At 58.8% G+C, this 22,392-nt stretch carries 15 protein-coding genes; 9 read left to right on the top strand and 6 right to left on the bottom strand.

Going from position 1 to position 22,392, the window contains the following annotated elements:
- Positions 1-22: 22 nt before the first annotated feature.
- From ACC569_RS05075 to ACC569_RS05085, 3 genes are all read right to left on the bottom strand, one after another.
- On the bottom strand, positions 23-1,222 hold the full coding sequence (locus ACC569_RS05075; protein ID WP_372522413.1) for a glycosyltransferase: 1,200 nt from the start codon (positions 1,220-1,222) through the stop codon (positions 23-25).
- Positions 1,222-2,697, bottom strand: coding sequence for an oligosaccharide flippase family protein (locus tag ACC569_RS05080; RefSeq protein WP_372522414.1), 1,476 nt, complete (start codon positions 2,695-2,697; stop codon positions 1,222-1,224). Before ACC569_RS05080 ends, ACC569_RS05075 begins: the two co-directional genes overlap by 1 nt.
- A 181-nt stretch (positions 2,698-2,878) precedes the next feature.
- The gene (locus tag ACC569_RS05085; RefSeq protein ID WP_372522415.1) at positions 2,879-3,619 is read right to left on the bottom strand and encodes an acyltransferase; all 741 of its coding nucleotides are present in this window, start codon (positions 3,617-3,619) and stop codon (positions 2,879-2,881) included.
- Between the two features lie 293 nt (positions 3,620-3,912).
- Here ACC569_RS05085 and ACC569_RS05090 point away from each other — a divergent pair, with 293 nt between their 5' ends.
- On the top strand, positions 3,913-5,106 hold the full coding sequence (locus tag ACC569_RS05090; RefSeq protein ID WP_372522416.1) for a GNAT family N-acetyltransferase: 1,194 nt from the start codon (positions 3,913-3,915) through the stop codon (positions 5,104-5,106).
- On the opposite strand, the gene ACC569_RS05095 is transcribed toward ACC569_RS05090, so the two are convergent.
- Entirely contained in the window at positions 5,107-6,150 is a 1,044-nt protein-coding gene (locus ACC569_RS05095; RefSeq protein WP_372522417.1) for a glycosyltransferase family 2 protein, read from the bottom strand.
- Positions 6,151-6,267: 117 nt separating this feature from the next.
- On the opposite strand from ACC569_RS05095, the gene ACC569_RS05100 reads away from it, so the two are divergent.
- Entirely contained in the window at positions 6,268-7,197 is a 930-nt protein-coding gene (locus tag ACC569_RS05100) for a methyltransferase domain-containing protein (RefSeq protein ID WP_372522418.1), read from the top strand.
- Positions 7,198-7,409: 212 nt separating this feature from the next.
- A complete protein-coding gene (locus ACC569_RS05105; RefSeq protein WP_372522419.1) occupies positions 7,410-8,333 on the top strand; it encodes an NAD-dependent epimerase/dehydratase family protein in 924 nt (307 codons plus the stop codon).
- 12 nt (positions 8,334-8,345) lie between these two features.
- On the opposite strand, the gene ACC569_RS05110 is transcribed toward ACC569_RS05105, so the two are convergent.
- Both ACC569_RS05110 and ACC569_RS05115 read right to left on the bottom strand, forming a co-directional pair.
- Positions 8,346-9,539, bottom strand: a complete 1,194-nt coding sequence (locus tag ACC569_RS05110; RefSeq protein ID WP_372522420.1) for a DUF3187 family protein — start codon at positions 9,537-9,539, stop codon at positions 8,346-8,348.
- A 417-nt stretch (positions 9,540-9,956) separates the two neighbouring features.
- Positions 9,957-11,990: a putative bifunctional diguanylate cyclase/phosphodiesterase gene (locus ACC569_RS05115; protein WP_372522421.1), complete on the bottom strand. Its 2,034-nt coding sequence runs from the start codon at positions 11,988-11,990 to the stop codon at positions 9,957-9,959.
- A gap of 374 nt (positions 11,991-12,364) precedes the next feature.
- Between ACC569_RS05115 and ppsA the strand changes: the two genes are divergently transcribed.
- From ppsA to ACC569_RS05145, 6 genes are all read left to right on the top strand, one after another.
- Entirely contained in the window at positions 12,365-14,758 is a 2,394-nt protein-coding gene (gene ppsA / locus ACC569_RS05120; protein ID WP_372522422.1) for a phosphoenolpyruvate synthase, read from the top strand.
- A 58-nt stretch (positions 14,759-14,816) separates the two neighbouring features.
- Positions 14,817-15,614: a DsbC family protein gene (locus ACC569_RS05125; protein ID WP_372522423.1), complete on the top strand. Its 798-nt coding sequence runs from the start codon at positions 14,817-14,819 to the stop codon at positions 15,612-15,614.
- A 15-nt stretch (positions 15,615-15,629) separates the two neighbouring features.
- Positions 15,630-16,715, top strand: a complete 1,086-nt coding sequence (locus tag ACC569_RS05130; protein WP_372522424.1) for a DUF484 family protein — start codon at positions 15,630-15,632, stop codon at positions 16,713-16,715.
- 244 nt (positions 16,716-16,959) lie between these two features.
- On the top strand, positions 16,960-17,181 hold the full coding sequence (locus ACC569_RS05135) for a hypothetical protein (protein ID WP_372522425.1): 222 nt from the start codon (positions 16,960-16,962) through the stop codon (positions 17,179-17,181).
- A gap of 194 nt (positions 17,182-17,375) precedes the next feature.
- A complete protein-coding gene (locus ACC569_RS05140; protein ID WP_372522426.1) occupies positions 17,376-20,081 on the top strand; it encodes a PD-(D/E)XK nuclease family protein in 2,706 nt (901 codons plus the stop codon).
- On the top strand, positions 20,078-22,392 hold a 2,315-nt coding region (locus ACC569_RS05145), incomplete at its 3' end, for a UvrD-helicase domain-containing protein (RefSeq protein ID WP_372522427.1). The genes ACC569_RS05140 and ACC569_RS05145, both read left to right, overlap by 4 nt.

A 22,392-nucleotide genomic window follows, 5' to 3' on the forward strand; every position in this document is an offset into this window, starting at 1 on the left:
GCTGAACGGGGCGGTTACGGGCTCAAGCGCCCGTCTGCGGAAGCACCGAACGGATGACCTGTTCGAACTTCGCGACCGCGTCGGTCCAGGAGTAATGCGCCAGCACGTTTTGCCGGCCGCTCGCGCCGAGTCGTTGCCGCAAGCCGGCATCACCCAGCAACCGCAGCACTTCCGTGGAGTAGGCGTGGGGCGTTTCGGCGATCAAAATGTTGGTCTCGTGCTCGCACTTGAGCCCGCGTGCCGCCAGCGGCGTGGCGACGACCGCCTGGCCGAGCGCCCAGGCCTCGAGCACCTTGTTCTTGATGCCCGAGCCGGACACCATCGGGGCGATGGAAACCTCCGCCGCCAGGATATGTTCGCGGATGTCGGGCACGAAGCCGATGACCTGCACATTCCCGTACCGCTCCCACTCGCTTCGGAGATCCTCGGTGAGCAGTTTCCCTATCACCACCAGGCTAGCGTCGGGTCGTTGCCGGCGGATGTTTTCCCAGCAGTGTCGCAGGAACCACGACACGGCGTCCTGGTTGGGAGGCCAGTTGAGACTACCGGTGAAGATGATGCGACCGCCGATCTTCACGACGCGGTCGGACGGCTGAAAATAATCGCAATCGACCCCGTTGTTGACGGTGTAGGTCTGAAGGTTTCCGGAGAAGCGCCGGATATTGGCGGTATCTTCGTCGCTTACGGTGACCAGGGCGTTACATCGGGGGAGATACCGACGCGCGGCGACTATCGCCGCGACCAGATGTTTCGCCAAGGAGGCCGTGAGTTCGCCGGATCGGATCCAGCGCCATAGAAACAGGAGCTCGGAATCGACGACATCGAGCACTTTCGGGATGTTTCCCCGCAGCAAACCGAAATAGGGGGCGAGGTCGTACCCGAAGCCGATGATCACGTGGGGCTGGTAATCGGTAACGGCCTGCTGCAGCCACGCAAGTTTTTCCGGGGTGGAGCGGTAATAGTGCGCGACGAGCGGCAGGCGCCGCGGCGGCGGGGCGGCCGACACGGAGGGTGAAGAACCTGGCGGGCCCGCGGGGTAACAGCTAAACGGAAGAAAGTAATCGGACAGTTCCGGTCCGTAACTGTCGTCGAGCACGAACGCCTTGACCATGTGGCGCGCTGCCAGGCCGCGCAGTAAGTGGTGGATGACGAGATGCAGGCCCGCGTGGACCGGTATCGGCAGCTGGCGGACGACGACGGCGATTTTAATTTTCGAGGACATCACGCACGCCGCTTACGATAGAGTCCCGTACCGAGACGCACGACGGTTTCCCGCAGCCCGCGGTCGAGGACAAGGACGATAATCGCGTAGCTGGCGGTGGTCACGAAGGATTTGAGAATCAGCGACACGAACAGATTGGGGTGCTCGACGTGAATCGCCATGAACGCGGATACCGCCGCGGCGGCAACATAGATCGCGAGCGAGCGGAGTGGCCACTTGACGTGGAGCAGGTCACGCGAAAAGGCAGTGACGAGCACGGTCAGGATGAAATAGGAAGCCACGGTCGCGTACGCCGCCCCGAGAATGCCGTAGGACGGGATGAGGACGAGGTTGATCAGGATGTTGACCAGGGCGCAGCTCAGTGTCAGCGCGGCGATGGTTTTCGTCCGCTTGGCGAGGTAGAAACCGGCGGCGGTGATATGAGTGGTGCCGTACAGCATGACGCTGATGATCACGAAGGGGGTTATCGATGCCGCCGCGGCGAACTTGTCCGTGGCAAGCAGCGTGATCAACTCCCGGCTCGTAACCGACACCCCGACGATGATGAGAATTGCCAGCGCCAGATAATATTTCAAAACCACGACGAGGAACTCGGAGGTCTTCGCGGGGCCTTCCGTTTCCCAGATTTTCGTATAGATCGGAAAGATGGTCATCCACAGGGGGGCGGTTATCATGCCCTGGACGTACATGGCGAAATTATAGCCGACGGAATAGATGCCGACCTGGGCCGAACCCAGAAAATGGTTGATCAGGAACCGGTCGGCGTTGTCGTTGACGAGCGAAGACAGCTCGAACAGAAGCAGCGGCGCGCCAAAAACCAGGAGCTGGCCGGCCACCGACGGCGAGACCTGGCGGAGACTGAAGAGGCCGCGTCGCGCGAAATGCAGGCCGAGCAGCAGCACGAGCGTGGCCTCGAAGGCGATCACGCCCACGATATATCCCGTGAGACCGCCGAGCAGCATCACGCAGGCGAGAATGCCGGTGGTGACGGAACCCACGCGCATCACCAGGCCCACCAGGCTCAGTGTCAGTACTTTTTCCTGGGCGCGCAAAAACGCGAAAAACAGATCACGCAGGTCTCCGATGAGGATCGGCAGGCCGGCGAATAACAATATCGTCGTCAGGGCGCGACCGAAATAATCGCCAAGGAAGAATATGACGATGGTATAGACGACGGCGATGCCGAGTCCCAGAGCGACGCTGGCCCCGAACGCGCTGGAGTAAAGTTGCCGGCGACGGCTGTCGTCGGCCGTTTCGACCGCGGCGTATGAACGGATGAAAGATGTCGTGATGCCGCACTTGGCCGCCGACATCAGGATCGAAACCGTTGCGTTGAAGAGCGCTAGGTTGCCGTATTCCTCAACCGACAAGACTCGCGTGAGGATCGGAAACGATATCAGGGACACCGCCATACCCAGCCCCTGGAACAGGGTGTATAGCGAGCCTTGGGTGAAAGCGCGGCGGAGGGCGGACATGGGCTAGTTCTCCGGCGCGAGGCGCGGGCGGCAGGGTGAACTACCTGGCGCAGATACCGTCATCGTGGATTATGCTATGCCGTGACGGCGCCGACGCGGGACGCGCACGCGTGTGACGGGAGATGGTCCGCGATACCGGTTGAACACTGCACCGCGCACTCGGGGCGGCGGTTCGGGCAAATCACTCGTATGACTGTCTCCTGTCGGCAACCTTGCCCTGCACAAGGACGGGACGACGTCGTTCGCGCGTCACGGGCATGGAGGACGGGGCGGGTGAAATGTGCGGATCCGGACGCAAACCGTCGAGGCGGGATGGATCCCACAGCAGTTGCTGTAAATGTTCACGCAGCAGCATGGCGTAACGCGCCTTCTCATTCTGAATATCGGCAGGCGTATAGTGTACACCGGCACGCAGGTCGGCCATATAGCCTGGCGGCTTTTGCCGCTGCCAGCTCTTCAGCACTTTTTGTTTGTATTCATCGAGCGTGCATATCGGCTTCGCCGGACAGCCGGCCACCACGGTGTTCGGCGGCACGTGCCGGGTAACCACCGCGCCGGCGCCGACGACGGAATTGGGTCCGATGCGAATGTCCGGCATGAGGATGGCATTCTGACCGATGAAGCAGTTATCGAGAATCTCGATAGCGCCGAATTTCTGCAGGCTGGGCAGTTCCTCGGTGAACACCCAGGCGGCGCCGTCGTGAGTGATGAAACTAACGCCGTAGCCGATGGTACAATGATCGCCGATGCGGATCAGATACGGCTCGCTGCCGAGTTGACGGGTCAGAATGCGGCAATTGACGCCGACGCGCGCACCCTGTTCACGAAAATAGTCGGCGATCGTAAAATCATCATAACGCCAGAGGCGGAATCTTTGCCATACGGTTTTTACAATGTGAGCGGTGGCACGGAAGAAGTGCATAACCTAGGACTCTCCACTAGGCCGGGTTCCGGACGAGAGAAACTCGCGTTGTTTGTCCATACCGGATTGTCTCGACACATGCAGCATCTCATCGATGCGGTGTGTAGTGTCAGCCGAGGTATTGCACCATAGAATAAGAAAAAGTGCTATAAGAACAAAAGCCCATAAGATTAAGGGCAATAAAAAATTTCGGGTTGCGCCACCACAGGGTGGCGCGAGGCAAATGCTTCCTCGTCTCGGCCACTGCACTGCTAGGGGCGGTTGTTCGATCGGGTGGGCTGCCAGGTTTGGTGATGGCGCTGGAGATTGTGAGCGATATGCTGCACGTAGACGTGTATCAGGGTCGGAACGGCATGACAGCTGCGTCTGAAGATTGGCGCCTCCTGTTGCAAGACCTCCGGCGGAAACGATACCTTCATTACTACGGATGGTGGAAAAGCTACCTGGGCGCGCTCGATCAAGAACCGGACGCTGTGTCGATTTTTGTGGCACGACGTGACGGGAAGCCCGTGGCGATCCTGCCCCTCAAGCACGGCACGCGGAAATGGTATGGGCTGCGGGTGCGGCAGTGGGATTTACCCGAGCATCCGCATTTACCGCTCAACGATATCCTTCTTGGCCGTGGTGTGACCGCCGCCGAGGTCATTGCCGCGCTTACCCGCACCTTGCGCGAGCACGCACCTCGGGGGTGGGATGTGCTGAGCTTCACTGGTGTGCTGGAGGAGTCGCCGCTGGTCGAGCTTGTCACGGGCACTCGCGGCCGCGTCGCAACTTCGCTGTTGAAGACTTGTGATTATCTCGTCTGCCGGGGAACTTATGAGGACATCACGGAAAAATTCTCGCACAACTTCCGTTCCAATCTCAATAAAGCGCGAAACAAGCTGGCGCGCGTGAACGGGGTCGAGTTTCGGTCGGTGACCGACCAGCCCGAACTCAGCCGCGCCTTTTCGGAGTTTGTCGATATCGAGGCTTCCGGCTGGAAAGGCGAAAAGGGAACCGGCACCGCCATCAAGCTGCACCCCGAACTCATGAGATTTTATCAATCGGTTATCGACGAGTTCAGCACGAGCGGCGCGGTGACGATCAATAGCCTGAAGGCGGGCGGCAAGCTGATCGCGAGCCAGTTTTGCGTCAAGGACGAAGACACGCTATACGTGCTCAAGCTTGCTTACGATGAGGACTGGTCGCGTGTCGCGCCGGGCAATATGTTGTTCGAGCGAGTGATCCAGGAAGGGATTCGGAGCAAGGGTTTCCAGTACGTCAACCTCGTCGGTGACCCGCCCTGGTTCAAGGATTGGCGGCCGGAGAGTCAAAACGTTTACAACATCTGGTTGTACAACCGGACACCGATGGGGCTGGTGCTGTTTGGAGCCATGAAGGCCAAGCAGTTGCTAAAACCGTTCTATAAGAAGTACCTGAAGCGCGGTCGAGCGGGCGGCAAAGCCACACGCGCGAGTGATCATCAGGGATACCCCGCAAGACAATGACTAGCCGGATTCACCGGCGCGAACCAGCATGCGCAGTTTTTCGACAAGCCATACCAGCATGCGTACCACGTAACCTGGAAAGTATAACAGCACGCGGTAATAGATTGGATACCCCGTCACGTCGGCAAAGGCCGACTTCGCCTCGCGCATCCGCCCGGCCTTGAGAAGTTTTTTGGCGGCATAAAATTTCCGCCGCCGCCGCTGATCCTCGATAACTTCACGGTAGGCATTCCCATGGCGCGCGAGAAACTCAGTATCCGTGCCCCAGACCCGCTCAAGCAGTTTAATCCGGGTCACGGCCTGGATAAGCACATCGACGTTGGTCAGCCGCGGCATGTTGTGTCCGTGTTGGATGGCGGTTTCGCAATCAAGGTATGCACCCGGACCGCGCTTCGCGAGCTCGCCAAAGAACTGCCAGTCCTCATACGTTGGCAGGTCAACGGGAAAGGCTGGCGGCCCCCCTGGAATATCCTTGCGAAAAAGCAGTGTGAACGTGCCGATGTAAAGCCGGGCCATTAGCGGCAAGTACAGGTCGCCGACGTATATCAAGAAGTCATCCCGTCCGGGCGGAAGGCTCGCGATCGAAGAGTAACGAAACCCCGGTCCGAGTATCTGGTCCCAGGGGCGAGGATCGTTGTGCCAGTTTTTCAGATAACGCGGGAAAGTCCGTTCATGGCGATCGCGTACCACGAAATCGCTAAAGCAGAATGCGATGGCAGGCTGCGCCTCCATCACGTTGCGTTGCAGCTCGAGCTTGTCCGCAAACCATTCGTCATCCGAATCGAGAAACGCTACCAATGGATTTCTTGCTTCCGCCACGCCGCGATTTCGCGCTGCGCCGGCCCCGCCGTGCGGAATGACGATATGGCGAATGTTATTTCCGTATGCCGCGAGGCGCACAGCCGTATCGTCAGTCGAGCTGTCATCCACGACGAGAATTTCATCATCGGGGCCAATCGCCGCCAGCGCGCTTTCAATCGCCCGGGCGACCAGGGAAGCGCGATTGTAAGTGGGGATGATGACAGAGACAGCAAGTGTGACCACGTTTGCAATTTTTGCCTGTACCTGTACCGGTCCGGTGACCGGTAGTATAACATTAAACCTTGAGCGCGCGGACGAGCACGATGCTTCTGGTCCGTCTTTCAGACCCTTGAGGTAACCATGTATACAGGTTTTCCAACATCACTACTGACCATGCTTCGCTGTCTGCGCGACGGCGGTGCGCTTGAACTCGAGGCGGGTACACCCGTACACGACGGCCGCGTACAGCGAGGCAATCTTCGTTGCCATGCCTGCCACGTTTTGTATCCGGTTGAAGACGGTATTGTGAAACTTCTCGATCCCTCCGCGCTGGATCAAGAAAGCCAACATGAACAGGCGCTGCGCGATCAGCCATCGGCCGGTGACAACACTTCCTGGGAGCAATTGCCGTGGAGCCGCATGGAAGTCGAACCCACGCTTGCGGCGCTGCAACCGCTGGCAGGATCGATCGTAATGGAGCTGGGTTGCGGAGGCGGCCGGTATACGGTGCTCATGGCGGATCAGGCAGCAGCGGTGATGGCGGTTGACTTCTCCCACGCAGCGCTGAAGAAGCTTGGTACGCGTGTCGCTTCGCACTGGAACATCGGTCTGGTGCAGGCTGACTGCACTCGATTAGGTTTGGCAGAGAGAGCTTTCGACCGGATACTGTCCACGCTGGTTTCGAATTTGCCTTCGCCGGCACACCGGTACGCGATGTTTCGGCTCGCCGCCGACGCCTTGGCCCCATCGGGACGATTCGTTTTCAGCACGCACCATTATACACTTGCGAATCGGTTTCGTCGGGTGCCCCAGGCCGGTCGCTACCATGATGGCGGAATATTCTGTTATCTGTTCCGCCGCCGCGAACTGTGTGAGGAAACGCAAAAGTATTTTTGCGGCGTTCAGTGTCGCCCCATACAGATATCAGTCCCATTCGCGGATCGCCTCGGCCTGCCTCTTGTTGCGCTTTCGCGCGCCGCTGAGAGCTTTCCACTGGTGGACCAGTTGGGACAACTGCTGCTCGTTACCGCCACTGATCCTTGTGAAACTACTGCGTACGAGCACGCCTAATTCGGAAAATTTCACATCGCCATAAGCGAAATATATTGCATCCGTCTCACTGGCAGGAACGTCATTCGCTTCGGAATTCATTACCATGATTTTGGGGGAATCCCCGGAAACGCGGAAACAGCGTACCGGCGTTTGTTTCAGGGGTCAGGCGGTTACGGTTCGTTGCCACAAGGCGCTCGGCAGAGCGAGAACAAAAAACACGGAGAGACGGAATGAACATATTGGTAACCGGCGGCGCCGGATTCATCGGTTCACATCTTGTGGAAAAGCTGCTTTCGACCGGCGACCGGGTACGGGTGCTGGATGATCTTTCCACCGGTAAGCGGGAAAACCTGCCGCGCCACGATGCCGTGGAGTTTATCGTAGGCGATATTCGGGATGCCGGACTGGTCAACCGGTGCGCGGAGGGGATGAGCGCGATGGTGCATCTGGCCGCCGTTGCCTCGGTGCAGGCGAGTATTGACGATCCCATTCGCACCCATCAGGTCAATTTCGACGGGACATTGAATTTACTCGAGGCATCACACCGCTATGGAGTCAAACGTTTTCTGTACGCTTGTTCCGCCGCCGTTTATGGCGACACGGCAAGTATTCCGGTTTCCGAAGACGTTGCGCCGAACCCGCTGTCGCCATACGCGGTGGACAAGTTGACCGGCGAATATTATTTGCTGTACTACCATCGGAAATATAATCTTGCTGCCACATCGTTCCGTTTCTTCAATATCTACGGCCCGCGCCAAGATCCGTCTTCGCCTTATTCGGGCGTGATCAGCATTTTCATGGATCGTCTGCGGCGTAGCCAGCCCGTCACGGTGTTTGGCGAAGGTTCCCAGACGCGCGATTTTGTTTATGTCGCTGATCTAGCCGAATTGCTCGCCCGGGCCACGCATGGAACGGAAGGTGTTGGCGGGGTATTCAATGTCGGCACTGGCATGCGTCATTCGTTGTTGCAGCTGTTGGACTACCTTGAAAAACTGTCGGGGAAAAAAATCGAACGGCGGCACGAGCCACCGCGTATGGGTGATATTCAGCATTCCTGTGCCGATGTAAGCCGTCTGAAGCGGGTTTTTGGAAGCGCACCTGCCACACCTTTCGATCGGGGACTCAAAAAGCTGCTGGAATCGCTGAATACGTGACCAGGCCGGTTCTCAGAAAGGCAGGATCAGGGACAGGGTAAAGACCACGTCGGAGGATGTATCGACCACCAGGTCTTCGGACATCGAGAACTCCAGAAATTTACGCGGCGCCAGTTCCCATCTCGCGCCCACCAGCCCCTGTATTGGATAACTGTTGAGCTGACGGAAATGGGTGTAGTCGTAGAAAGGGGTCTGTGCATCGAGCTGACCGTTGACAATAAGATGCGGGAAAATCATCCGGCTGATCCCAAACGTGGCGAAGGCGACATGATTCCTTTGCTGTAACGGCAAAACTCTTCCCTCGGTCATGTACACGACTCCACCGCCGCCGTACATGTTCCATTGATCCAATGGGTGCGTTGTCGCCGTGGTCAGCCACAGTGCCAGATCGGTACTGCCGCTTCCGAGCAGTTCGGATTCCTTGCCAGTCGGCAACTTGAGGCTGGCGCGCAATGCTGTCGCATAGCCAGATGTTTCAGGGGCCTCTATCTGTTTTGCCCCCAGCAGGCGCAGGTCGCCGGGTCCATTGACGGGATACGTGACGTTGATGAGGTTCACGCCATGGCGGGCATACTGGTAATTGACCCGGTTTAGCGGGACGTCTGTGCGGCCCCCTTGCGGCAGGTTGGAGGTGTCGTGAAAGCGCTCGATATAAGTGTCCAGAAAGCCGCCCGTGTACCAGACATACGGGAGTTCGAATCCCCATTCACGGCCGTCACCAAGACCTTGCCGCCAAGCCAGAGTCAGACGGTGGGTTTCGCCGTCCAAAACCAGAAATTCGGATGCGCTTTGTGCCCCGGTGAAATTATTGGAAATCTGCAGCTGCAGCGCGAAATCGGATTCGTCCTGCGCAAGCACCCGCGCCTCACCCAGGGAAGGCAGGCCGTATATCTGGATCAGGGGGCTTTGATTGAAGCTGTACAGGGGTCGCACATCGGTGGAATAAACAGCCCCGGCGTGGGAGCTGCCCGATGCCAGGATAAGAAGATACAGCAGAGACCCGATTCGGGATAAATTCGTGGATCGCAAAGAGTCTATGACCAGTTTTTCAATGTCGTTATGGTCTCTGCACGGATAGGTATTGTGGCAGGCTGGCGCCCGGAATTCAAATAATCGTGCGATGACGATAAAAATCGATCGTTTTGATCCCGGCGTCTCGGATGCTAATGGACTTCGGCGCCTCTCTCTCTGGGAGACAAAGAACATCGATAGTAAATTCCGAAGGGGCTTATTCGGTCTGGGACTCTGATATCGGCAGAATTGTGTCCGGCTCGCGAGGTAGCAGCATGAAGACCAGCCTCGTCGTGCTGACGGATGAGGAAATCGCCGGGATCGTTTGCTACCGGTTGCGATTCGGCTGTGTCGTTTGAAAGTCAACAGCATCCGCCACATTCTGTTTCTGGAAGCCGTCATCGGCGGTGCAACCGGTCAGCTGGGTGGATTGGTTTACGGTGAGCTCTCTTGTGCCTTTCTTTGGGTCTGCGATCAGCCCCAGCAAGCTACTTGCGAAACCGGCGGATAAACCGAGGCAGGAACAACATCATGGCCAGCAAAGAGAGGAAGTTATAAAACCGGGGCGGATGCAGCAGAGGCGTCGTAAACTCGCCGGCCCAGGTCGGCTTTCTAGAAACGGCAGGCTATGATGGCGCCGGCATGATCGACCATGGCCTGGTATGGCAGCGTTATGTCCGGCCGTCCGAGATGATACCCTTGTCCGTAATCCACGCCGAATTCAGCGAGCAGCCGGAAACATTCCTCGTTTTCCACAAATTCGGCGATGGTTTGCTTTCCGAGCGCATGAGCGATTTCGTTCATCGACTTGACCATGGCCTGGTCCACGGCGCTATCCGCCAGGTTTTTCACAAACTGTCCGTCAATCTTCACGTAATCGACCGGCAGATCCTTGAGGTAGGCGAATGAGGCCATGCCGGAACCAAAGTCATCGAGCGCTGTCTTGCAGCCGATGCGCTGGAGTCTTGAAAGAAAGGATTCGGCCGCCGCCATGTCGGCGATAGCCACAGTTTCTGTCACTTCAAAAGTGAGCGCCGCGGCATCAAGACCCGTGGACTTGAGCTTGGCCAGAATAAGATCGCCGGTGCTCGCGTCGGTCAGCGTTTGACCGGAGAGATTGATCGAGTAGCGCAGGTTCGGGGCCTCGCGGCGTTGTTTAGCCAGGGACTCAATTGCGTTGACGATCACCCACTTGTCGATATCCACGGACAGACCGAAACGCTCCGCCGTCGGCAGGAAACCGTTGGGCATGATCAGCTCGTTCTGTTCGTCCAACATGCGGATCAGCACTTCATGGGATTCAACCTGACGCGTCCTGGTGTTAACGATCGGCTGGCAGGCCAGTGCAAACCGGTTTCTCGCGATCGCTTCCTTGATACGGTGCGACCAGCCCATGTCCAGCGACATGGTCGCGACCTTGTTCGCATCGTCCGGCTTGAACATGTGTATCCGGTTGCGTCCCGCGAGTTTTGCTAGATGGCAGGCCAGATCCGCCTGCGACATGATTTCCGATATGCCCTGCGTATGGGGCGTGATGAGGGTGGCACCGATGGAGCAGCCCAGTTCCACGGATTCGCCCGATTGTCGGAAGCGGTAATTCGCGAGTTTTTTGCGAAAGGATTCCGCCGTGTTCGTCGCCTGATCGCGGGTGACGTTGTACAGCAGTACGGTGAATTCATCCCCGCCCATGCGCGCGATGACGTCGGTTTTACGTGCGCGCTTGTTCAGAATCGAGGCGACTTCGATCAACAGGCGGTCGCCCGCCGCATGACCCAGCGTGTCGTTGACATACTTGAAGTTGTCGAGATCGATGTATAGCAGGGCACAGGTCTGCCCCGTGCGCTTGACGCGTTCGAGAAAGCGCTCCATTTCGTTCTGAAAATAGGAACGATTGTGCAACCCTGTCAGGCCGTCGTGCTCGGCCATGATCTTGAGATGATCCAGCATCGCCTTGCGTTCGCTGATATCGGCGGCCAGCGCCGTATAAAGCGGCTTATCGTCCACGACGATCTCACTGATTTTGAGCGCCAGATGAAAGCGTGTTCCATCCTTGTGACGGCCAATCACCTCGCCTTCGTGGCCGATCAGACGCTGGATTTCGGTGCGCATGAAATGCTCGAGATAACCCTGGCGTTTGTCATGCGACTCAGGCGGCGGAATCAGCAGGCTGATGTCATGCCCGATCACTTCGACCTCGGTGTAACCGAAAAGTGTTTCGGTCGCCTTGTTAAGGCTCTCGATTTTTCCGTACTGGTCGAAAGTAATAATGCCTTCGGCGGCGTTGTCCAGGATGGTTTCCATCCTCCGCTGCATCGCCATGATGCGGTTGTTATCCAGCTCCAGACGGGTTAACCGTTTTACGTCATCAATGGTGCGCGCGCTGAGAAGCGTAACGGTTACCACAAATCCTCCGCTACCGCAGAAAATAAGGGCGACCACGAGTGTAATAAAATTAAACGGTTCGCCGAATGTCGCGACGCTGAATACCAGGTAGCCAATGACGAAGAAAAGGATCAGCAGGTACATTATCCGCCAGCGATCGTCCGAGCTGGGCAGCTCGCGAATGATCTTGCGGGTGAAATGCAAACCACCCATGAGCATAATCGTCCCTGCCAGTACCAGGTAAGTTGTCAGGTAGCTTTTCATGATATTTTTCTGGAGACGGCGTTTTTCAGGTTTTTCACAAATCGAATATTATGAGTCGCCCACGAAAACTTGTTCAGCCCGATCCGTATCGCCGGACGCGCGGCACACACTTGCCCTGGCGGGTGTTTCGCCGATGAATGCACAACATTCGTCATTGTTATTTGGGAAGTGAGCCTTGCCGCTTTTGCTCAATGAACAAGCATAGTTCATGTCTGGAATCGGGCCAGACAGGCGTCGCCAGGGGCTTACAAACCGATTCTGTATATAACGCCATGATTATTATGCCTGAATTTTCCGGCCCCCATGTTTTGAATCGCTTGTCGTTAATTCTCAATTGGAAATCCCGGCGGCATGCGTTATTTTGTGCCCGAGGCATGCGCTACATCCGCACATTTTCCGAACTGGGGATCGGGGACATCCCTGTTGTCGGAGGCAAAAACGCTTCTTTGGGCGAGATGTATCGCCACCTGAGTGCGGAGGGGGTGCGGATACCCAATGGATTTGCCACCACCGCCGAAGCCTATTGGCACTTTCTCGAGCACAACAATCTTGTCGAACGTATTCGCGGGCGTCTGAAGCTTCTAGACGCCAATGATCTCACCCAACTGGAGCAGGCCGGTGCCGATATTCGCCGTTGGGTCCATGAGGCGGAAATACCTCCCGACCTGACTCAGGAAATCACAACGGCGTACCAGACTCTCGCGAAAGAGTACGGGCCCGATCCCGATATCGCCGTTCGCAGCTCGGCGACCGCCGAGGATTTACCGGGCGCCTCGTTCGCGGGGCAGCAGGACACCTACCTTAATATACGCGGCGTCAAGGATCTGCTGACAACCTGCCGCCGAGTATATGCCTCGCTCTTCAACGACCGCGCCATCTCTTACCGAGTGCACCAGGGGTTTTCACACGATGACGTGGCGCTTTCGATCGGTGCGCAGAAAATGGTGCGCTCCGACATCGGTTCTTCCGGTGTGATGTTTACCCTCGACACCGAGACTGGGTTTCGTGACGTTGTCTTTATCACTTCCGCCTATGGCTTGGGCGAGAATGTCGTTCAAGGTGCCGTGAATCCCGACGAGTTCTATGTTTTCAAGCCGGCGCTGGCTGCCGGCAAACAGCCGATCCTGAAACGTCAGCTTGGCACCAAGGCGATCAAGATGGTCTATGCACAGGAGGCGGAGCGTGGATCTTCCATCTGCAATGTCGAGGTACCGGAGGCCGATCGTCTGCTTTTTTCCCTGACAGACAAGGACGTGCTCGAACTCGCACGTTACGCCGTAAAAATCGAGCAACATTATTCAAAAGGGGCCGGACGTGACATGCCCATGGACATAGAATGGGCCAAGGACGGCGTGGACGGCAAACTCTATGTGGTGCAGGCACGGCCGGAGACGGTTCGCTCGCAGGAGACGCGTAACGAGTATGAGGTTTATTACCTTGAATCGCGCGGCACGATTTTGGCTTCCGGGAAAAGCGTGGGCCGCCGTATCGCGGCCGGTCAGGCACGTGTGATCCGGAATGTCGCTGACATGTCGCAATTGCGCGCCGGTGAAGTGCTGGTAACCGACATGACCGACCCGGATTGGGAGCCGGTGATGAAAACCGCGGCGGCGATCGTCACCAACCGCGGCGGTCGCACCTGCCATGCCGCGATCATCGCGCGTGAACTCGGCATACCGGCGATCGTGGGTTGCGGCAACGCCACTGAAGCACTCAGCCATGGCAAGCCGGTGACGATATCCTGTGCCGAAGGCGATACCGGCCATGTATACGACGGTGCATTGAAATTCCGCGTAGAGAAAATCTCCGTCGATGCGGCCAACCGGCCACGCACGAAGATCATGATGAACCTCGGCAACCCCGATCAGGCGTTTGAGCACTCGTTTCTGCCGAACGACGGTGTGGGGCTTGCACGTCTTGAATTCATTATCAATCACAGTATTCAGGTGCATCCCCGGGCTTTGCTGGAATACGAGAAACTCGGCAAGGATGAGCAAAAGCATATCGACCGACTGACGGTTGGCTACGGTGACCGGCGCTCCTATTTCATCAAGCGCCTTGCCGAGGGTGTCGGGATGATCGCGGCCGCCTTCCATCCCCGGCCGGTGATCGTGCGTCTGAGCGATTTCAAGTCGAACGAGTACGCCTCGTTGTTCGGCGGCGAACGTTTTGAACCCAAGGAAGAAAATCCCATGCTCGGGCTGCGCGGCGCTTCGCGTTATTACTCGGACTCCTTCCGTGAAAGCTTCGCGCTGGAGTGTGCCGCGCTCAAGCTGGTACGCGAGGACATGGGTCTGACCAACGTGGCCTTGATGATCCCGTTCGTACGCAGCGTGGAAGAGGTGCAACAGGTGTTGGCGGCCATGCGGACGCACGGGCTGGAGCGTGGAAAGGCGGCGCTCAAGGTGTATCTCATGTGCGAAATTCCGGCCAATGCATTGCTGGCGGAGGAGTTCTTGCAGCACCTGGACGGATTTTCCATCGGCTCCAATGACCTGACCCAGCTGACCCTGGGTGTCGACCGCGATTCAGGGCTATTGACCGGGTTCGATGAGCGCCATCCGGCGGTGCTCAAGCTCATGGAAATGGCCATCCACACTGCCCGTAAAATGGGTAAATACGTGGGCATCTGCGGCCAGGCACCCTCGGACTATCCCGAGATTACCACCTGGCTGGTGCGCCAGGGGATTGGCTCCATCTCGCTCAACCCGGACAGCGTGATTCCCATGACGCGCATCGTGCTCGAGGCGGAGCGGAACTTGAAATGACTTCGAACCGAGCCCCGCGCGCACTGTCTAACGCTGGCACGTCGCGCGGGCAGCCAGTATGATCATGCGCAGTCTGCGCTACCTCATCCACTCTGAACAGCGAGAACCCGACATCATGTTACGTATCATCTTATCTTGTCTTCTCGGTCTTGCATTTACCTTCTCCGCCTCCGCTGGCGAACTGGAGATGAAGCAGGTTAAATCCAATCTTGCTAGTGCCTTTCCCGAGCTTTCCACGGCGACCATCAAACCGGGCCCGGTTGCTGGCATGTATGAAATAGAATTCGATACGAAAGTATTTTATACGACCAGCGACGGCAAGTACCTTTTCATGGGCGATCTCGTGGACATGGGTACGCATGCCAACCTGACCGAAGCAAGGCGTGCCTCGATTCGCATGCGGCTGCTCGATGAGGCGGGCGAACAAAACATGATCGTCATGGGACCGGCGAACCCCAAACGCACGCTGACGGTGTTCTTCGACGTGGATTGCGGCTATTGTTCCAAGTTTCATCTTGAGGTGCCCACGCTCAACAAGCACGGCGTGAAAGTACGATATCTTTTTTTCCCGCGAACGGGTCTGCACTCCGAAAGTTACAAACGCGCGGTGTCTGTCTGGTGCGCGGCCGATCGCGTCAAGGCGATCGGTATCGCCAGTGCCGGCGGCAAGCTGGACATGAAAACCTGCAAGAACCCGGTGGAGGAAGACTACTTGCTGGGTCAGCGTTTGGACGTCAACGGCACACCGACCATATTCCTCGATGACGGTAAAACAATTCCCGGCTATGTGCCCGCACCGCGACTGTTGAGCATGCTCGGGATCAAGGGCGAATCGTCGGGCGCGGCGGTGCGGTGACGGCGGAGCGAGGGAATGGACCAGCGAGAGACAACACAGGACCGTGAATGGGTACAACTCCGTAATCAGTTGCGCGACAACGAGCGCATCTGGTCCGGATTCCGGGAGATCGAAGTACGGATGATCGGCTCGCATTCGCTGACCGACCTCGCCGGGGTCATCACGGAAGGCATTCCCGAGACGTTCTCCGGCATCGATTGCGTCACAATCGCCTGCGTCGATCCGGAATACGAGATGACACGGTTGATCGATGCCGGTATTGAATCCGGTTTGAAGCCACATTGTTTTGTCGCCATTCCGCGTGAGACGCTGAATGAGTTGTTTACCCGCCCGTGGCGACCGCGTCTCGGGCCAGCGGATGCGCATGTTCATTCCCTGCTGTTTTCGAATAATCCCTGTGCGTCGGGGTCGGTGGCGATCGCGCCGCTTATCCGCCGCGGCGAGTTGATCGGCAGTCTCAATCAAGGCAGCCGCGACCCGAAGCATTTCATGCCTGGTATAGCGACGGATCTGCTCGAGCACCTGGCGGCCGTGGCGGCGCTGTGCATCGACAACGCGGTCAATCATGAGCGTCTCAAGCTCGATGGCCTCACCGATCCGCTTACCGGCGTTTCCAATCGGCGCTTTTTCGAGCGCCGCCTTGCCGAGGAGATCGAGCGCTGGGCGCGCCTGGCCGGACCACTCGTGTGCATGCTGGCGGATGTCGATTTTTTCAAGCAGGTCAACGACCAGTACGGTCACCAGGTGGGTGACCGCGTGCTGCGCCAGATCGCCAGCATCCTCGGGCAGGATCTGCGCGGCAGCGACGTGTTGGCGCGCTACGGCGGCGAGGAATTCGTGCTGCTGCTGCCGGGCACCACGCAGGTCCAGGGGGCGGCCATCGCCGAACGGCTGCGTTCCAACGTCGAGCACAGCGCATTTGTCATTTCGGAGGGGGTCGATCTGGACGTGACCGTCAGCATCGGACTTGTCTGCCTGGAGCCAGGGGTGGATACCTATGGACCCGACCCCGCTGTGTGGCTTTTCCAGCAGGTGGATGCCGCCTTGTACGAAGCCAAGCAGACGGGACGTAACCGCGTTGTGCACGCTCAGCCGCAATAATTTACGGCACAGGTATCTCCACGAAACCGCCGCAGGTGGTGAAGATCAGCAGCATCCAGATTCTTTAATGAAGTGCATGTAATGTAACAAAAAGCCTTTGGTAAACATATGGATGCCGTTCCTTGCATGTTGGTTACCCCGGCCTATATTCAAGGGAGGCAGGGACGCACATAGGGAAATACTTTTAACTGCCAACACCGGAAGTGCAGGGATGTTTCCAGGGATGCAAGGAAGTGTCCCGGGTATGCAGGTAATTCGTAGAGTGTATCCGAGAGGCGGCCATGAATGGCCGCCTTTTTTATTGGCCGTGATTTTAATGCTCGACCCGGTCTTGCCTGGTGCTGAAATGACAAGGCAACAATTATTCATGTCGGTAATAAACAGGACGAAGCTCACCAAGACAATCTTAAATATCGCCGGGCGCGACGTGGAAAGAAGTGGCTTTCGCCAGGAGCTGCACGCCTGATACGATAAAAACATGCCGCAAAGCAGTCGCTAATTCGGGCAAGCGGCTCATGTCACCGTCAACGGAGTGTTTTCTTGCGTAATATGCGCGTCGTAACCATTGCAGGACCGAGTCGGTGCAAACCGCTACATGAAGAGGACCGAATATCCGTCCGCAGAGTAGGCAGATAAGGACAGAGAATAAGGGGAAACATATTGCGCGATTCGGTTTTTGAGGCGTTGAAATCCGGAGCGTCGTTACTCGTGGCGAGCCAGCGCCAAGTACGCACGTTGCAAATCGCGTATGCGCGCCGCATGCTGGACGAAGAACGGCTGGCGTGGCAGAGTCCGGACCTCCTTACGTGGAATGCTTGGCTTGAACGGTACTGGGACGAGTTCACGGCGCCGTCGTTGGCAAAAGAGCAGTTGGTTACCCGCACCTTGCTCAGTCCGGTTCAGGAGGCCATGCTCTGGGAATCGGTCATCGGTGACTCAAGTTTCGGAGACGGGCTCTTACAGACCTCTGCCACGGCGCAGACGGTCCAGGATGCATGGCGGCTTAGCTGGGAGTGGACCATTCCGTTGCCGCTGCCGGACGCTGCGCCCAACGAGGACGTGCGGGCTTTTGCAATCTGGTCGCGTGACTTTGATGAACGGTGCCGCGCCCAGGGTTGGCAGGATCGTGCCCGTCTGGCGGATGCAATCATTGAGGCTCTAGCGAGCGGGTGTCTGAACGCCCCGAAGCGGCTGCTGCTTTTCGGATTCGAAGAGCATACTCCCCAGCAGGAGCGGTTGCTCGAAATCCTGCGTCGCGCTGGCACGGTGGTGGAGCCGATCGATGCATACCCCATGCCGAATACCGTCGTACGCTACGAGCTTGCCGGTCCGCTGGAGGAAATTGCCGCCGCCGCTCATTGGGCACGGGAGCGGTTGAAGGCCGGGGCATCCCGCATCGGGGTTATCGTACCGGATCTCAGCGCAATGCGCCCGCAGGTGGTCAGAATTTTCGATGACACGTTCGTGCCGGGAGCCGTGCTGCCAGGTTCCGCGAACGCCATTCGTCCCTATAACCTTTCTCTGGGCCAGGCGCTTTCGCAATATCCGATCGTGCACACGGCGCTTCAAATCCTTGAGCTCGGCAAAGGCGAGTTAGCCTGCGAGGAGACCGGGAGCCTGTTGCGGTCTCCGTTTCTGGGCGGCGCAACCGAAGAGTGGCCGCAGCGTGCACTCCTCGATGTGGCGTGCCGCCAAGCTGAACCCCTCGTGCGAATCAATGGCTTGCTGCGCCTTGCTCAGGATCAGGATAGAGAGGGAGGCTGGCGCGCACACAGCGCGCCGATGCTCGCAGCGCGGCTCAAGAACTGGCGCGCGCTCCTCGATTCCTTTCCGAAAAAACAGCTTCCAAGCGCCTGGGCCGAGAGCTTTGCCCGCGGGCTCCTGGCGCTTGGGTGGCCGGGCGATCGCCCGCTCGATAGTGACGAATATCAAACTGTGGAGGCGTGGCGCGAGCTGCTTTCCGTGCTCTCGACCCTTGATGAGGTCACGAATCGGATAGGTTACGCCGAGGCGTTCTCGACACTCGTGCACATGGCCGGTGAGCGTATCTTCCAGCCGAAAACGCCGGAGGTCCCGGTTCAGGTCATGGGGTTGCTCGAAGCCGCGGGTCTCGAGTTCGACGGCTTGTGGATCACCGGGCTGCATGATACGGCCTGGCCCGACAAGCCACGCCCGAATCCCTTCCTTCCCATTGAGCTGCAGCGCCGATACAACTTGCCGCACGCCTCTGCGGCCCGCGAACTTAATTTCGCCCGTCGTCTGACGGGATGGCTCCTTGCGAGCGCACCAGAAGTCATTGTCAGCCACGCACGGCACAGTGGCGATGAGAACCTGCGACCCAGCCCACTCATAGCTCATTTGCCTGCTAAGGAAACCGAAACGCCATGTGTCATTGGCGCGTTGCATCAGTTGGTTCATGAATCGCGCCCGTCACTGGAGCAGATATCGGATGAGCGCGCCGCATCGTTGGTAGCCGGAACCGAGGCACGTCGCGGAACCAGCGTTTTCAAGGATCAGGCTGCCTGTCCGTTCCGCGCGTTCGCGCATGCGCGTCTCGGGGCGCGCGCACTCGATGAGCCGGAGCCCGGGCTCGATGCCATTGATCGCGGCAATCTCCTACACGGTGTCATGAAAGGGCTTTGGCTCAATCTGAAATCCCACGCGAACCTGTGTGCTTTTCCGGAAGAAGCGGTGCGCCTCGCGGTCCGCGAGGCCGTGGCCGGCGCCATAGCGGAGATGGCCCGTGAACGACCGCAGACGTTCACGGTGCGCTTCGTTGCACTCGAACAGGCGCGGCTCGAGCAACTGGTGCTCGGCTGGCTCGAAATCGAGAAGCAGCGCGCGCCATTTACCGTGGTGTTTCCCGAAAAGGAGCAGATGGCCAGTTATGGCGGACTGACGATCAGGATCGTGCCGGACCGTATTGATGAGATCGAAGGCGGCGCGCGCGTTGTAATCGATTACAAAACCGGGACTCCGAAAATCAATCAATGGTTCGGCGATCGTCCGGATGAGCCGCAACTCCCGATCTATGCCTTGGCCCAGAACAATGTCGCGGCCGTGGCCTTCGCGCAGATTCGCAAAGACGACACACGCTTTATCGGCATCGCGGCGGAGGCCGGGCTGGCGTCGGGCATGGAACCGGTTGACGAGATAAAAGAGGCGGCGGCGCTGGGATCGTGGAAGGAATTGCTTGCGGAGTGGCGCCGCGTAATCGAGGCGCTGGGCGAGGCGTTTCGCACGGGTGATGCACGTGTCGCACCGAAGGATGGAACCCGGACTTGCGAGTATTGCGACGTGGGGCCTCTGTGCCGGATCCGGGAGCTGGAGGAAGACTTGCAGGTCGGTTCGGGTGATGAAACATGAGCAACGACAAGCCTATAGCCGATGCCGCTGCACGCGTACGCGCGCTCACGCCGGATCAGTCATTTATCGTCCAGGCGCCTGCCGGTTCGGGCAAGACCGAGCTGCTCACACAGCGCTACCTGCGTCTCCTTTCGTGCGTGGATCATCCCGAAGAGATCGTGGCGATCACCTTCACACGCAAGGCCGCCAACGAGATGCGCATTCGCGTTCTCGAGGCCCTCGATAAGGCCAAGGGTCCGCGCCCGGAGATGCCTAACGAGGCCGCGACCTGGGAATTGGCGAAGGCGGCGCTCGCGCGCGATGAGACCGAGGGGTGGAACGTGATCGCCAGCCCCGAGCGGCTGCGCGTGAGCACCATCGACTCCTTCTGCGCCGCGCTGACGCGGCAGATGCCCATGCTCTCGCGCCTCGGCGCGCCTCCGGCGTTCGTGGAGGATGCCGAGGTGTTGTACCACGAAGCCGCGCGCGAGCTGATCGCGCGGCTCGAGTCGGACGAGAAAGTGAGTCCAGCGATCGTGCGGCTCTTGCAGCATCTCGACAATGATCTATCCAAGGTTGAGGGGTTGATCGCCGGGATGCTGGCGCGGCGCGACCAGTGGATGCGGCACCTTGGGAGCGGCGAACAACCGCCGTCGCGGGAGAATCTCGAGGCCGCGCTCGCGCATGTCATCGAGGATGCGCTCGCCGCTCTGCGCTTGGCGATGCCAACGGTCGAGGTGCCGGAGCTGCTCGCGCTCGCACGCTTCGCCGCGGAGAACCTGCGGACCTCCGGCACACCATCCGAGATTCTGGCCTGCCTCGACATGACGGAACTTCCGGGAACGATAACGGATGATCTCGCCAAGTGGCGCGGGCTCGGGTCGCTGCTTCTCACGTCGAAAGGCGAATGGCGCAAGGCGGTCAATGCGAAAACCGGTTTTCCGGCCCCGAGCACGGCGCCGAACGCGGCGGAAAAAGCGCGCTGCAAGGAAGCTAAAGAGCGGTTCGAGATTCTGGTCAGCAAGCTTGGCGACTGTACCGGATTGGTGGAACGCCTGGCTGCGTTGCCCGATTTACCGCCACCCCGATACGATGATAGCCAGTGGGAGGTGGTGGAGGCACTGTACCAGCTGCTGCCGCTGGCGGTCGCGGAACTTTGGGTGGTGTTCCAGAACCGCGGAGAGGTGGATTTCACACAAGTGTCCTGGAGCGCGTTGCGCTCACTGGGGACCCGCGACGAACCGACGGATCTCGCCCTCACGCTTGATTACCGGATCCAGCATGTGTTGGTCGACGAGTTCCAGGATACTTCGCTTAGCCAATACGAGCTTCTGGATCTGCTCACGGCGGGCTGGACACCCGGAGACGGGCGCAGTCTGTTCGTCGTGGGTGATCCGATGCAGTCCATTTACCGCTTCCGCCAGGCGGAGGTTGGTCTGTTCCTGCGTGTCTGGCACCAGGGCATCGGGAATGTCCGGCTTGAGCCGCTCAACCTCAAGGTGAACTTCCGTTCCCAGGAAGGGATCGTGGAATGGGTGAACCGGGCGTTCGCGCGGGCGTTTCCGACGCAGGAAGACGTGGCGGCGGGAGCGGTCACCTATTCGCCCGCGGAGGCCTATGATCCGGCTCACGTGGAACCGGCGGTGGTGCTGCATCCAATGCTGGGGCGAGATGACGAGAAGGAGGCAGAGCAAGCGGTGGCCCTGGTAAAGCAGGCGATGGCGGACCCATCGCAGAAAACCATCGCCATTCTCGTGCGCGCACGTGCGCATCTCTTCAAGATTGCGCCGCGGTTGCGGCGCGCGGGCTTGCGTTTTCGCGCGGTCGAGATCGAGGCGCTGGGGCACCGCAGCATCGTGCAGGATCTGTTGGCGCTGACGCGCGCGCTGGTCCACCCGGGCGACCGGCTTTCGTGGCTCGCGGTGCTGCGTGCCCCCTGGTGCGGCCTCACGCTTGTCGACCTGGAGACGCTGGCAGGTGATGTTCAGAAGGCGGTGCTATGGGAATTGATGCAGGACACCGGGCGCCTCGCACGCCTGGGTGCGGACGGACAGGCACGGCTCGAGCGAGTTCGGGTCGTGATGGCGGATTGCTTCGCTCGCCGCCGGCGCCAGCCCCTGCGTCGGCTCGTCGAAGGGGCATGGATCGCGCTAGGCGGGCCGGCCTGTGCGGCTGATGCGACGGATCTTGCGGATGCACTGGCCTATCTCGATCTGCTCGAGGAGCTTGAGGTGGCCGGCGATCTCGTAGAGCTCGACGTGCTGGCGGAGCGGGTAGAGAAGCTGTTTGCCCTGCCCGATGTCGAGGCAACGGAGCAGCTTCAGCTCATGAC

Origin of the sequence: Sulfuricaulis sp., from assembly GCF_041499725.1 — a bacterium.
Classification (GTDB): Bacteria; Pseudomonadota; Gammaproteobacteria; order Acidiferrobacterales; family Sulfurifustaceae; genus Sulfuricaulis.

Coding starts and splice junctions, on each gene's coding strand:
- ACC569_RS05075 (WP_372522413.1), bottom strand. CDS start 1,222: ATGTCCTCGAAAATTAAAATCGCCGTCGTCGTCCGCCAGCTGCCGATA.
- ACC569_RS05080 (WP_372522414.1), bottom strand. CDS start 2,697: ATGTCCGCCCTCCGCCGCGCTTTCACCCAAGGCTCGCTATACACCCTG.
- ACC569_RS05085 (WP_372522415.1), bottom strand. CDS start 3,619: ATGCACTTCTTCCGTGCCACCGCTCACATTGTAAAAACCGTATGGCAA.
- ACC569_RS05090 (WP_372522416.1), top strand. CDS start 3,913: ATGGCGCTGGAGATTGTGAGCGATATGCTGCACGTAGACGTGTATCAG.
- ACC569_RS05100 (WP_372522418.1), top strand. CDS start 6,268: ATGTATACAGGTTTTCCAACATCACTACTGACCATGCTTCGCTGTCTG.
- ACC569_RS05105 (WP_372522419.1), top strand. CDS start 7,410: ATGAACATATTGGTAACCGGCGGCGCCGGATTCATCGGTTCACATCTT.
- ACC569_RS05110 (WP_372522420.1), bottom strand. CDS start 9,539: ATGTTCTTTGTCTCCCAGAGAGAGAGGCGCCGAAGTCCATTAGCATCC.
- ACC569_RS05115 (WP_372522421.1), bottom strand. CDS start 11,990: ATGAAAAGCTACCTGACAACTTACCTGGTACTGGCAGGGACGATTATG.
- ppsA (WP_372522422.1), top strand. CDS start 12,365: ATGCGCTACATCCGCACATTTTCCGAACTGGGGATCGGGGACATCCCT.
- ACC569_RS05125 (WP_372522423.1), top strand. CDS start 14,817: ATGATCATGCGCAGTCTGCGCTACCTCATCCACTCTGAACAGCGAGAA.
- ACC569_RS05130 (WP_372522424.1), top strand. CDS start 15,630: ATGGACCAGCGAGAGACAACACAGGACCGTGAATGGGTACAACTCCGT.
- ACC569_RS05135 (WP_372522425.1), top strand. CDS start 16,960: ATGCAGGTAATTCGTAGAGTGTATCCGAGAGGCGGCCATGAATGGCCG.